We start from the raw sequence: 13,227 nt of genomic DNA, 5'->3' as shown, positions 1-13,227 counted from the left end.
CCCGGCTTGAAGAAACCGAGATCCTCGATGGCGACCAGCTCGGCGATCGTGAAGCAGTCGTGCACTTCGCACACCTTGATGTCCTTCGGCGTGACGCCGGCGGAACCGTAAGCCTGTTCGGCGGCGACCTTGGTGGCCTTGATGCTCGTCAGGCTTTCACGCTGGTAGGTCGGGACGTCGCTGCCCTGACCGTAGCCGATGACGTGCAGCGGCTTGTCCGTGAACTTCGATGCGATCTCGTCGGCCACCAGCAGCAGCGCGACTGCGCCGTCGGAGACGGGCGAGCAGTCGAAAAGGCGCATCGGCCACGCGATCGGCGGATTGGCCGCATTGTCCTTCAGGAACGCCATTTCGTTTTCCCACTGCGGCACCGGCTTGCCGCGCTTGGCCGCGGACTTCTGCTTGCTCGCCATGATGTCGGCGATGCGGGCGCCGAACTGGGCCTTCGGGTTGAGAGCGCCGTTCTCGTGGTTCTTGATGGCGATCTGCATGAAGGTGTCCGGCGTGGCGCCGTACTGATGCATGTACGCCGTGGCCAGGGTGGCGTAAAGGCCCGGGAAGGTGAAGCCCGCCGGGTTCTCGTACAGGCTGTCGCTCGCGGTGGCGAGCACGTCCGTCACGCGTGCGATGGGCAGGTCGCTTTCCTTCTCCAGACCGCCGACCAGCACCACGTCCGCCATGCCCGAGCCGATCGCCATCAGCGCCTGCCGGAAGGCGAGACCGCTGCTCGCGCACGCGCATTCGGTGCGCGTCGCGGGAATGGGTGTCAGGCCCACCGAGTCGGCGACGAAGGGCCCCATGAAGTTCTGCCCTTCGAACATCGTGCTGCTGTAGTTGCCGATGACGAGTGCATCGATGTCCTTCGGGTCGAATCCCTTGTCGACCGATGCCCGCATTTCGCGGAATGCGTCGACGAACATGTCGCGCGTGTTGAGGCCGGGAAAGGCGCCGAACGAGGTCATTCCCGCTCCGACCAGGGCCGCCCCCCTTTTCATCTTTCTAACCGCCATGAGTCAATCCTCCCTCGATGCAGGGCCGAAGCAACGCCACGACGTGCGCTGACGCCGTCGATCCCGCGTTTGGACGTGAATCATCAGGATGCGGATTCGCGCGCCCGACGCGCCGGAAGCAAACCCGACGCGCCGCGCGGCGAGGCATTACTTGGCGCGCTGCCGTGCCCCGTAGGTGACCCCGCCGGTCACTTCGATCAAGGTTCCGTCCACGGCATCGTTTTCGACGATGAAGCGGAACGCAGACGCGATCTCCGTTGGCTCCACCAGTCGCCCGACATGCACATCCTTGAGGATGGCGTTGAGCGCCTCCTGGTTCATCCCGAGCAGGATCGGGGTGGCCGTGTATCCGGGAGCGATGGCCGCCACGCGGATGCCACTGATGCCTTTCATGGCGAGTTCGCCGACCAGAATCTTCGGCCACAAAGCGAGAGAGGCCTTGGTCGACGAATAGTTGATCTGACCGACCTGTCCGGTATGGTTGATCGAGGAGGTCAGGATGACGACGCCCTTGCAGCCGTTGTCGACCATCCGCCGCACGCTCTCGCGCACCGTCAGGAAGGCACCGACCAGGTTGACTTCGATGACCGACTTGAAGGCTTGGAGGCTCATCACGCTCTTCACCTTGCCGGTCTTGTCCGTGTTGACCACCAGACCGTCCGAGATGATCCCGGCATTGGCGAACACGACGTTGATGGCGCCGAACGTGGATATCGCCGCGTCCATCAACGCCGCGACGTCTTCTTCCTTGGTGACGTTGCCGGCAACCCCGATCGCCTCGCCACCCGCGGCCTTGATCTCGCTCACGACGCGATCGAGACCTTCCTGGTTCATGTCACCGAGGACGACCTTCGCGCCGCCCTTGGCCATTTCCTTCGCGACGACCTCGCCGATGCCGCTTCCGCCACCCGTGATGACGACCACGCTCCCTTTGACTTGCATGCTTGCTCTCCATTCGGTAGTGAGCCCGGTTGCCACGCGACCACGACCCGCGCGCAGGTCGCGCCGTGAGTGGCTCGCGTCATCCCATGCGCGAACGGCCTGGGCTCTCCTCCCGTAGCGCATGCAGCTTGTTGACATCTGCCCCGACCGTGCCGACGATGCCACTGATGCGGGGAGAGCGTTATCTTACCCCGAATCGGTCGCGTCTGCGCCGTGCTCGAACCGCGCGCGACGCACAGGGAGAAGAATCATGAAACGATATGGATTCGTCGCCGCGGGCGGCGGCTATCGCAGCTTCTACACCGAGGGTGCGCTGGTGTGGCTGCGCCGCCACGGGGTGCCCGTGGTGCACCTCACCTCCACCAGTTCCGGCAACAATATCGTGCTCGATTGCCTGATGTGGGACGAGGCGCAGGAAGAACTGCCGCCCGTGCTCACCAAGACCTTGCGCTTGAGTCTCGGTGACACCCTCGACGTCTTCTCCAACTTCCTCGGCTTGCGCCCGACGCTGCTGCCCAACGGCGCGCATCTCCTCAAGGTGAACAAGGACCGCTGCCGCAAGTCGCTGCTGCTCGACGACCCGGCGCGGCGCAAGACACTCGGGCGCGCGCTCGGCTCCGCGCGCTGGGACATCGTGGCGTCCAACCTGACGCGGCGACAAGTCGAGTATTTCAGCGCGAACGAGTTGCTCGCGCAGATCGACGCGCCGGCGCTGGACCGTTTCATGGACGTGTTTCTTGCGGGCATCACGACAATCCCGTACTTCGCTGCCATCCGCATGCAGGGCGACTATTACGTCGAGGGCGGATACATCGACAACATTCCGTTGCGCACCCTGTTCGCGGATCCGGAGGTGGACGAGATCATCGCCGTCGACTTCACCGATCGCGACTACCACGCCGAACTGGACGAGGTGTACGGCAAGAATCCGCTCATGGTGCTCTTGAACAGCATCGACATGAACCTGCTGGTGACCGACATCCAGATGAACCTGCCGGCGATGGGCGTGCTGCGCCAGGCGCAGCTGATCAACCGGGTGCTCGAAGCCGCCGGCCGCGACTCGATCGAGATCGACGGCAAGGTGTATCGCCGTAAACCGCTCCACGTGCTGCGGCCGCACAACCTGAAGAGCATGACCATCGCCCTGCGCGACAGCCGCCTGCAGAAGGAGTACTTCGAGCTTGGCCAGCAGGAGATGGAGGGGCTGCTGCAGCCGCTGCCGACAACGGCGTGACGCACCGCAACAAGCGTCATTGGACTTTTGTGTGGCGCAGAAACACAATGAGTTCTCGATGCCGAACTGCGCAGGAGCCGTGGCCATGCCCGAATCAGTCCCCCGTCCGGTTGCGCTGACGTCCGCGAGCACGGGGCCGCAACCAACCGGCGCCAACCCGGAGCGTCGCGCGGAGCCGCGCGCTATGCCGGTGGAGGTGCGCCGCGAAATCACCGACGCCCTGACGTTTCCGGCAAGCGGACGCACCATCGATCGCTTCGTCCATGCCGTCCTCGGCCGCGTCACTTTTGGCGTGTCACCGGCAGCGGCAATGCTGGCCTATCTCGACTGGCTCGCCAACCTGGCGATGGCGCCCGGCAAGCAGGCCGAACTCGCGCAGAAGGCGTGGCGCAAGGCGGCCCGATTCGCCGTGTGGTCGGCGCGGGCGGCCACACAGCCGGGCACGCCGCCATGCATCCAGCCGCTGCCCCAGGACCACCGTTTCAGCAGCGAGGCGTGGCAGCAGCCGCCGTTCAATTTCTTCTACCAGTGGTTTCTGCTGAACCAGCAGTGGTGGTGGAACGCCACCACCAGCATCCGCGGAATGTCGACGCAGAAGGAGAAGGCGACGAGTTTCATGGCACGGCAGCTTCTCGATGTGGTGGCGCCGTCGAACTTCGTCTGGACCAATCCCGAAGTGCTGAAGGCGGCCGCGATAGATGGCGGGCTCAACTTCGTGCGCGGATTCATCAACCTGATCCAGGACATCGAGCGCACCGTGGCCGGACGCAAACCGGTCGGCACCGAGGCGTTCACGGTGGGGCGCGATGTGGCGGTCACACCCGGCGAGGTCGTATTCCGCAATCGACTGGTCGAGCTCATCCAGTACGCACCGGCGACCCCCACGGTCTACGCCGAGCCGATCCTTTTCGTGCCGGCACCGATCATGAAGTACTACATCCTGGACCTCTCGCCGGACAATTCCATGGTGAAGTACCTGGTGGGGCAGGGGCACACGGTCTTCATGATCTCCTGGAAGAACCCCGGGCCCGAGGACCGGGACTTGAGCATGGACGACTACCGCCGCCTCGGCATACGCGCCGCGCTGCGCGCGATCGAAGCCGTCGTGCCGAACGTGAAGCCGCACGCTGTCGGTTACTGTCTCGGCGGCATTCTGCTGACGACGGCCGTCGCCGCGATGGCGCGCGATGGCGAGGAGCGCATTCGCTCGATGACGCTGTTCACCACCGAGCTCGACTTCAGCGAGCCGGGCGAGCTCATGCCCTTCATCGACGAGAGCCAGGTGACCTACATCGAGGACGTGATGTGGGACCAGGGCTACCTCGACGGCCGCCAGTTCGCCGGCGCCTTCCAGTTGCTGCGCTCGAACGACCTGATCTGGTCGAAGATGATGCGGGAGTACCTGCTCGGCGAGCGCCAGGGCATGAGCGACCTGATGGCGTGGAACGCCGATGTGACGCGCGCGCCGTACAGGATGCACTCCGAGGTGCTGCGTTCGCTCTTCCTCGACAACGATCTCGCCGAGGGTCGCTACAAGGTCGAGGGCCGCCCGGTGGTCATCGCGGACATCCGCGTACCGATGTTCTCGGTCGCTACGACCGAAGATCACGTTGCGCCGTGGAGGTCGGTCTACAAGCTCGGCCTCATGGCCGACACCGACGTCACCTTCCTGCTCGCCAATGGCGGCCACAACGCGGGCGTGGTGAGCGAGCCAGGCCACTCGCGGCGGCGCTATCAGGTCGCGCTGCGCCGCGAGGGCGAGCGGTACGTGGACGCTGATTCCTGGGCAGCGCAGACGCCTGTCGTCGAAGGCTCGTGGTGGCCGGAATGGCAGCGCTGGCTGGTGGCTCACGGCGCGTCCGCACGCGTGCCGCCGCCCGCGTTCGGCGCCGCGGATCAGGGCTTTGCGGTGCTCGGCCCGGCGCCGGGGAGCTACGTGTTCATCGAGTAGGACCCGTCCGCCGCGCCATGACGACGACCGTACGCAAGCTCCTCGACCAGCCGATGCTCGGCCTGGCGGTGGTCGCGGGAAAAGACGGTCTCGACCGCCTGATCACCACCGCCGAGCTCAACCGGCCGGCCCTGGAACTCACGGGGTATTTCAGCGAGTTCCGCTCCGAACGCATCCAGATCTTCGGCCAGGGCGAACTCGCCTATCTCGCCACACACGCGCACGGGAGAACCGCCTTGGACGCGCTCTCCGAGATCCTGTCGCACGAGGACGTGCCCTGTGTCGTCGTCACCAACGGCAACACGCCACCCGCCGTCATGTGCGAGCGCGCGGAAGCGGCCGGCATCCCGGTCCTGACCTGTCCGCACAGCACGACCAAGCTGTACAAGCGCCTGTGGGAGCACTTGGAGCCGCATTTCGCGCCATGCACCGACGTTCATGGGGTTCTGCTGGAGATCCACGACCTGGGTGTGCTGATCCAGGGTCACAGCAGCATCGGCAAGAGCGAGGTTGCGCTCGATCTCCTTCGCCGCGGCGACTCGCATCTGGTCGCCGACGACATGGTCTCCATCAAGTGTTTGAACGATTCGATCCTGATCGGCTGCGGCTCGAACCTGCTGCCTTTCCACATGGAGGCGCGCGGGCTGGGCGTGATCGACGTAAACCGGCTGTTCGGCGCTGCTGCGGTGCGCCCCGACAAACGCATCTCGCTCGTGATAACCCTGATGGACTGGCAGGACACCATCGAATACGACCGCATCGGGCTGACCGAAGAAACGGTCAGCATTCTCGACGTGCGGGTGCCGCACATCATGCTGCCGGTGAAGCCCGGTCGCAGCACGGCGACCCTGATCGAGATCGCGGCACTCAACCAGAAGCTCAAGAACATGGGCGTGAACACGGCGCGCGAGGTGGTGAAACGGTTGGACGAAGTACTCGGCGATCCGCTTGCCGGCAAGGAGGACGAGGCCTAGCCGGCGCAGGACGATCGCCACAACTGCGCGGGTTTTCGCCGCATGACACGAAGTTTCGCCGAGAGTTCCATCCTCGGCTTGAGGTATCGGGGGCGGCGTGATACCGTCGCGAGTATCACGGGAGGGCAGGGAATGAACGGGGCGGCCACCGCGACGGCCGACCGCTACCGTTCACGTGGGGGAGCGGAAATCCGTTCGTTTCCACTGAGAACAAGGCACAACATCCATGCACGACATCATCAAGCAGCTTGACGACAAGCGGGTTGCCGCACGCCTCGGTGGCGGTCAGCGGCGGGTCGACTCGCAACACCAGAAGGGACGCCTGACTGCGCGCGAGCGCATCGAGCTTCTGCTCGATCCGGACACGTTCGAAGAATGGGACATGTTCGTCGAGCACCGCTGCAACGACTTCGGGATGGGCGAGCAGAAGATTCCGGGCGACGGCGTAGTGATCGGTTACGGCACCATCAACGGCCGGCTCGTCTTCGTCTTCAGCCAGGATTTCACCGTCTTCGGCGGCGCGCTTTCCGAGGCGCACGCCGAGAAGATCTGCAAGATCATGGATCAGGCGGTGAGGGTCGGCGCGCCCGTCATCGGCCTCAACGACTCGGGCGGTGCGCGCATCCAGGAGGGGGTCGCATCGCTCGCCGGATACGCCGACGTCTTCCAGCGCAACGTGATCGCCTCCGGCGTGATCCCGCAGATCTCCGTGATCATGGGGCCGTGCGCGGGCGGTGCGGTCTACTCGCCGGCCATGACCGACTTCATCGTGATGGTGAAGGACAGCTCCTACATGTTCGTGACCGGGCCGGAGGTCGTGAAGACCGTGACCCACGAACAGGTGACGGCTGAGGAACTCGGCGGTGCGGTCACGCATTCGACCAAGTCCGGCGTGGCCGACCGCGCGTTCGAGAACGACGTCGAGGCGCTAGTCATGGTGCGCCGGCTGGTGAACTATCTGCCCGTGCACAACCGCGAGAAGCCGCCGGTGCGCCCCACGACCGACAGTGCGGACCGTCTCGACTTCTCGCTCGACACGCTGGTGCCGGACAATCCGAACAAGGCGTACGACATCAAGGAACTGATCCTCAAGGTGGTCGACGACACCGACTTCTTCGAGCTGCAGCCGGATCACGCGAAGAACATCGTGATCGGCTTCGGCCGCATGGAGGGGGCGACGGTGGGCATCATCGCCAATCAGCCGCTGGTGCTCGCCGGCTGCCTCGACATCAAGAGCGCGATCAAGGGCGCGCGCTTCGTGCGCTTCTGCGACTCCTTCAACATCCCGCTCATCACCTTCGTCGACGTGCCCGGCTTCATGCCGGGGACGGCGCAGGAATACGGCGGCATCATCAAGCACGGCGCGAAGCTGCTCTATGCCTACGCCGAGGCGACGGTGCCGAAGGTGACGGTGATCACGCGCAAGGCCTACGGCGGCGCTTACGACGTGATGAGCTCCAAGCACCTGCGCGGGGACGTCAACTTCGCGTGGCCGTCGGCGGAGATCGCGGTGATGGGACCGAAGGGGGCTGTCGAGATCATCTTCCGCAAGGACATCGGCGACCCGAAGGCGATCGCGGAGCGCACCGAGGAATATCGGCTGAAATTCGCGAATCCGTTCATTGCGGGGGCCCGCGGTTTCATCGACGACGTCATCATGCCGAACGAGACGCGCAAGCGCATCTGCCGGTCGCTCGCCATGTTGCGCAACAAGAAGCTCGAGAACCCGTGGCGCAAGCACGGGAACATACCGCTGTGACGAGGGAGAAGGGAGCAGGGGCACAGGCGCCGCGTTAGCGTACCGCTCCCGCTTGGGCAGCGATGCGCGGGCGGGCACAGGCTGGTCGGAGACCCCGGTCACCATCCCCATTCCCGGAACAAAAAACATGTTCAAGAAAATTCTGATTGCCAACCGCGGCGAGATCGCCTGCCGCGTCATTCGCACTGCGAAAAAGATGGGCATCGCCACCGTCGCGGTCCATTCCGAGGCCGACCGCGACGCCAAACACGTGTTCCTGGCCGACGAGGCGGTGCTCATCGGCCCGCCGCCATCGGCGCAGAGCTATCTCGTCATGGACCGCGTGCTGCAGGCATGCAAGGACACCGGCGCCGAAGCAGTCCACCCAGGGTACGGCTTCCTCTCGGAGAACTCGACGTTCTGTGACCTGCTGGAGAAGAACGGCATCGTCTTCATCGGGCCGAAGCCGCACTCGATCGAGGCGATGGGCGACAAGATCGCCTCCAAGCGCCTCGCCAACGAAGCCAAGGTCAACACCATTCCCGGTTACACCGACGTGATCGAAAGCGCCGACCAGGCGGTGGAGATCGCACGTGGCATCGGTTATCCGGTAATGATCAAGGCGAGCGCCGGCGGCGGCGGCAAGGGGCTGCGCGTTGCCGCGACCGATGAGGCGTGTCGCGAAGGGTTCCAGGCTTGTCGCAACGAGGCGAAGAGTTCGTTCGGCGACGATCGCGTGTTCATCGAGAAGTACATCGTCGAGCCGCGCCACATCGAGATCCAGGTGCTCGGTGACGCCCACGGAAACACCGTCTACCTGTGGGAGCGCGAGTGCTCGATCCAGCGTCGCCACCAGAAGGTGATCGAGGAAGCACCGTCACCCTTCCTCGACGAGCGCACCCGGCACGCGATGGGCGAGCAGGCCGTCGCGCTCGCCAAGGCCGTAGGCTACCAGTCCGCGGGAACCGTGGAGTTCGTCGTCGATCGCGAGCGCAACTTCTACTTCCTCGAGATGAACACGCGCCTGCAGGTCGAGCATCCGGTGACCGAGATGATCACCGGTCTGGACCTGGTGGAGCAGATGATCCGCGTTGCCGCAGGCGAAAAGCTGGGGTTCACGCAGAAGGATCTCAAGCTCTCCGGCTGGGCGATGGAGTGTCGCATCAACGCGGAGGATCCCTTCCGCAACTTCCTGCCCTCGATCGGACGCCTGGTGAAATACATTCCGCCGCCAGAGGTGCCGGGCGTGGTGCGGGTCGACACCGGCGTCTACGAGGGTGGTGAGATCTCGATGTACTACGACTCGATGATCGCCAAGCTGATCACGCACGGCGCCTCGCGCGATCAGGCCATCGGACGCATGCGGGACGCGCTCAACGCATTCGTGATTCGCGGCGTGTCGACCAACATCCCGTTCCAGGCGGCGTTGATGCAGCACCCGCGCTTCGTGTCCGGGCGCATGCACACCGGGCTCATCGCCGAGGAGTATCCGAAGGGCTTTCGTGCCGAGGACGTGCCGCACGACGACCCGGCTCTGCTCGTGTGCGTGGCGGCGTCCATGCACCGCCGCTACAGCGAGCGCGCCGCCGGCATTTCGGGCCAGATGCCCGGCCACCAGTACCGGGTCGGCACCGATTGGAACGTCATTCTGGGCACCGAGTCGCACTTGGTGACGGTGGCCGGCGTGCCCGGCGGGCACCAGATCACCTACAAGGGCGAGACCTTCACGGTCATCTCGGATTGGGCCTTCGGCCATCCGCTCTTCCGCGGCACCATCAACGGCCACGACGTGTGCATGCAGGTCGAACGCCGCGGCATGCACTATCGCCTGTTCCACTGGGGCACGCAGGTCGACGTGATGGTGATCACGGCGCGCGCGGCGGAGTTGCACGCGTTTATGCCGCACAAGCCGCCACCCGATCTGTCGCGCTTCCTGATCTCGCCGATGCCGGGTCTGCTGACGGAAGTCGCGGTGAGTGAAGGTCAGGAGATCAAGGCCGGGGAGAAGCTCGCGGTCATCGAGGCGATGAAGATGGAGAACGTGCTGCGCGCCGAGAACGATGCCAAGGTGAAGGTGCTGCTCGCGAAGCCGGGCGACAGCCTCGCTGTCGATCAGCCCATCATCGAGTTCGAGTCGAGCCCTTCGTAAGCGAAACTGGCGTGTCGGGTCGCGAGGACCGATACGGCGCACGGCCGGCGCCAAGCGCCGGCCGTGTCCATTTGAGCTTCTGCGCTGCTACGCGCCCAGCTTCTCGACCACCTCCGGCGGCGCCTGCACCAGCTCGATGAGAACACCTTCGCCCGAAATCGGGAACTGATCGTTGCCTTTCGGGTGCACGAAGCAGATGTCGAAGCCGGCCGCTCCCTTGCGGATGCCGCCCGGGGCGAAGCGCATGCCGTTCGCCGTCAGCCACTCCACCGCCTTCGGCAGGTCGTCTACCCACAGACCGATGTGATTGAGCGGCGTCTCGTGCACGGCCGGCTTCTTGGCGATGTCGACCGGCTGCATGAGATCGATCTCCACCTTGGTCGGACCCGTGCCCAGCGCGAGAATGTCCTCGTCGACGTTCTCGCGCTCGCTGCGGTAATTGCCGGTGACCGGCACGCCCAGCGTGTCCACCCACAGCTTGCGCAACCGCTGCTTGTCGGTGCCGCCGATGGCGATCTGCTGGAGACCAAGAATGCGGAAGGGTCTGTCGCTCATGAATACCTCCTCAGTTCGTGATGGTGTCGTGTCGGTTGCGGCCGCGTGCCTGCAGCCTATTCGCGCTCAAGACCGGCGCAGCATCTTCTCCACGTCGCCGACGTGCATCTCTTCGCCGGCGATCATCCGGCGCGCGTACTCCTCGAGCAGCACGGACTTGTCGCGCACCAGATCGAGCAACTCGCGGTAGAGGGCGACTGCTGCGCGTTCGCTGTCGAGCGACGTGCGCAGCAGCGTGTCGATGTCGTGCTCGTGCGTATCCAGCAGCGGTCCGATGCGAAGCGACGGATGCGCCCCGAGCAGGGTGATCATCTCGCCGGCTTCGCGCGCGTGCAGCAGCGATTCGTCCGCCTGCTTGTGGAACCACGAGACGATGGGAATGCGACTGTGCCCGAAGATCATGAAGGCGAAGTGCGTATAGCGCACGACGCCGGCGAGTTCGTGCTCGAGAATCCTGTCCAGCACCGCCGCGACAGCCTGTTTGTCGATGTCAGCCATGCGATGACCTCCTCTTGGTTGGTCGCGGCGGGTGCCTTAGCGCAGCAGCGCGACGTAAATGCCGGTGAGGATCGCGGTGGTGATCACGCCGCTGATGTTCGCACCCAGCGCGTGAGGCATGATCATGACCCCCGGTGATGCGGCGGTCGCCATCTTTTGCACGATCTTCGCCGTGGTCGGCACGCAGCTTACTCCGGCCACACCGATCATGGGGTTGAACTTGCCGCGGTACCAGAAATACATCACGTAGCCGCCGATGATCCCGCCGATCGCAGCGAGCGTGAGCGCGAGGATGCCGAGTAGCAGCAGCTTGAGCACCACCGGGCTCAATATCGTGTTCGCCTCGCACAGGATGCCGAGCGTCAGTCCGAGGAAGAAAGTGGCGCCGTAGAGGACGGTCTCGCTCAGCAGGTTCTGAAAATTCAGGAGTCCGCTCTCGCGCACCGCGACACCGATGAAAAGGGCGAGGAAGAGCGGGGCGGCGACCGGAAACAGCAGGCACAACAAGGTGCACGCAACCACCGCAAACACCAGCTTTTGCCCGGATGTGATCCGCTTCACGTCGCCCATCGGCATCGGAATGGCGCGCAGGCGTTCCGGTATGAGCATCTTGATGAGATAGGGATAGCCGCCATAGGTGAGCCCCAGGTACAGGTAACCCACCACGGTAATGGGGACGAACAAATCCTTGGCAAGGATGAGGGAGGCGAAGAGCACCATCGGTCCATCAGCGCCGCCGATGAGAGCGACAGACGCCGCCTCGCGCTCGCTCATGCCGAGCCAGACGGCGATGGGAAAGGTGGCCACCGTGCCCAGTTCGGCGAAGAGCGCGAGGATCATGCTCTGGAACGGCCGTGCCATCACGAAGCCCACGTCGAGCAGCACGCCGATGCCCATGAATACGAGCACGGCGATGAGACCGTTGCTGAACATGAAGGTGTAGATCGGCTGCAGCCAGTCGATCTGCAGGATGGTCATGGTCGCGTCGGTCCCCTCGATCAGCGGATCGACGAACAGCGTGCCCGGCTTGCTGCCCTCGAAGAACATCACGCCGGCATTGACGGCGACCATGCCGAGACCCATCGGGATCATCAGCAGCGCTTCCAGCACGCCCTTCTTGCCGAGATAGATCAGCACGAAGCCGAGCAGGATGAGGCCGATACGTCCCCAGAAGATCTTCGGATCAGCAGCGACGAGGGTGGCAATGCCCTGAAAGATATCGAGCAGATGAACGCCTTCCATGGGGAGCCCCCTGCTTCAACCGATGCTGACCAGTGCCTGACCCGCCTCCACAGCTTCACCGGGTTTGACGTGGATGGCGGTGATCTTGCCGCCCTTGTGCGCCACCATCGGCGTCTTCATCTTCATCGCCTCGATGATCACGACCTTGTCGCCCTGGGCCACGGTCTGACCCATCGACACGGCAACCGACTCGACGACACCGCCCAGCGTGCTGACGACATCGGCGCTTCCGGCTGCCGGCTTGGCGGGTGCGGGAGTCGCTGCGGCCGCGGGCGCCGCCGCAGCGGCGGGTGACGGGATGGACATGCTGCCCGGGGACGGATAGATCGTGTTCCCGCTGTCGGTCAGGTCCTCGACCGTCACGTCGTACTGCTTGCCGTCGACCGTGATCCGGAATTTCTTCTCCATCGTCTTTCTCTCCCTTGTTCGTGCTTGCTGCTATTGCTTCGGATGGTGCTGGATCGCGTGCGAGGTGTGATGCGCCAGCCTTCCCTCCACGACCCATCCGGCCTGCCGCTGCTCTTCGATGTGGACGATGCGGTGTGCGCCGAGCATGGCGTACACCGCCGCCGAGATGGCGGCGACGTGATCGGCGACGACATCGAGGGCCGGCGCCGGGACGGCCGCAGCCGGTTTCGGCGCTGCCGCGGGTTTGCGTTCGAGCGCGCCCAGAATCACCACGATGAGTTTGATGACGACGGCCACGGCGAGCGATACCACGATCGCCAGGCCGTATATCCAGAGCGCCTTGATCATAACTTCGGACATTGGTCTGCTGCTCCCGGTTGGGCCGCTCGACGCGCTCAGAGCGGAATGTTGCCGTGCTTCTTGGCGGGTCGCAGTTCCCGTTTATTGAGCACCTTGCGCAGCGAGAGCGCGATCACGGACCGCGACTCGGCCGGCTCGATGACGTCGGTGATGTAGCCGTGCGATG

Annotated in this window: 12 protein-coding genes; 5 read left to right on the top strand and 7 right to left on the bottom strand. The window is 64.5% G+C overall.

The features are described 5' to 3' along the window. Together JNK68_03045 and JNK68_03040 are read right to left on the bottom strand one after the other, a co-directional pair. Positions 1 to 1,010: hypothetical protein (locus JNK68_03045; GenBank protein ID MBL8539330.1), on the bottom strand; the 1,010-nt coding region annotated here is incomplete at its 3' end. Positions 1,011 to 1,157: 147 nt separating this feature from the next. Continuing rightward, positions 1,158 to 1,952 (bottom strand): SDR family NAD(P)-dependent oxidoreductase, encoded by a 795-nt coding sequence (locus tag JNK68_03040; protein MBL8539329.1) that lies wholly within the window; start codon positions 1,950 to 1,952, stop codon positions 1,158 to 1,160. 250 nt (positions 1,953 to 2,202) lie between these two features. On the opposite strand from JNK68_03040, the gene JNK68_03035 reads away from it, so the two are divergent. The 5 genes from JNK68_03035 to accC all read left to right on the top strand — a co-directional run bounded on the left by JNK68_03035 (position 2,203) and on the right by accC (position 9,998). Then, on the top strand, positions 2,203 to 3,186 hold the full coding sequence (locus tag JNK68_03035; GenBank protein ID MBL8539328.1) for a patatin-like phospholipase family protein: 984 nt from the start codon (positions 2,203 to 2,205) through the stop codon (positions 3,184 to 3,186). A gap of 184 nt (positions 3,187 to 3,370) precedes the next feature. Beyond that, positions 3,371 to 5,137, top strand: coding sequence for a polyhydroxyalkanoic acid synthase (locus tag JNK68_03030; GenBank protein MBL8539327.1), 1,767 nt, complete (start codon positions 3,371 to 3,373; stop codon positions 5,135 to 5,137). Positions 5,138 to 5,154: 17 nt separating this feature from the next. Next, positions 5,155 to 6,111, top strand: a complete 957-nt coding sequence (hprK, locus tag JNK68_03025; GenBank protein MBL8539326.1) for an HPr(Ser) kinase/phosphatase — start codon at positions 5,155 to 5,157, stop codon at positions 6,109 to 6,111. Positions 6,112 to 6,337: 226 nt separating this feature from the next. Continuing rightward, positions 6,338 to 7,870, top strand: a complete 1,533-nt coding sequence (locus tag JNK68_03020; protein MBL8539325.1) for an acyl-CoA carboxylase subunit beta — start codon at positions 6,338 to 6,340, stop codon at positions 7,868 to 7,870. A gap of 127 nt (positions 7,871 to 7,997) precedes the next feature. Further along, positions 7,998 to 9,998: an acetyl-CoA carboxylase biotin carboxylase subunit gene (accC, locus tag JNK68_03015; GenBank protein MBL8539324.1), complete on the top strand. Its 2,001-nt coding sequence runs from the start codon at positions 7,998 to 8,000 to the stop codon at positions 9,996 to 9,998. A gap of 87 nt (positions 9,999 to 10,085) precedes the next feature. Here accC and JNK68_03010 read toward each other — a convergent pair whose 3' ends face one another. The 5 genes from JNK68_03010 to JNK68_02990 form a co-directional block, all read right to left on the bottom strand. Further along, entirely contained in the window at positions 10,086 to 10,553 is a 468-nt protein-coding gene (locus JNK68_03010; protein MBL8539323.1) for a VOC family protein, read from the bottom strand. Between the two features lie 66 nt (positions 10,554 to 10,619). Beyond that, positions 10,620 to 11,051 carry a bacterioferritin gene (locus tag JNK68_03005; protein ID MBL8539322.1) on the bottom strand — a complete coding sequence of 144 codons (432 nt, stop codon included), beginning with the start codon at positions 11,049 to 11,051 and terminating at the stop codon, positions 10,620 to 10,622. Positions 11,052 to 11,087: 36 nt separating this feature from the next. Continuing rightward, complete coding sequence (locus tag JNK68_03000; GenBank protein MBL8539321.1) at positions 11,088 to 12,293, bottom strand: sodium ion-translocating decarboxylase subunit beta; 1,206 nt, start codon at positions 12,291 to 12,293, stop codon at positions 11,088 to 11,090. A 15-nt stretch (positions 12,294 to 12,308) separates the two neighbouring features. Next, a complete protein-coding gene (locus tag JNK68_02995; protein ID MBL8539320.1) occupies positions 12,309 to 12,701 on the bottom strand; it encodes an acetyl-CoA carboxylase biotin carboxyl carrier protein subunit in 393 nt (130 codons plus the stop codon). Between the two features lie 30 nt (positions 12,702 to 12,731). Further along, a complete protein-coding gene (locus JNK68_02990; protein MBL8539319.1) occupies positions 12,732 to 13,061 on the bottom strand; it encodes a hypothetical protein in 330 nt (109 codons plus the stop codon). Positions 13,062 to 13,227: the final 166 nt, after the last annotated feature.

The sequence above is a fragment of the Betaproteobacteria bacterium genome (genome assembly GCA_016791345.1).
In the GTDB taxonomy this organism is placed as follows: domain Bacteria; phylum Pseudomonadota; class Gammaproteobacteria; order Burkholderiales; family JAEUMW01; genus JAEUMW01.
Note: the sequence above shows the minus strand (reverse complement) of the source record. Positions and strands in the feature narration are given on the sequence as shown.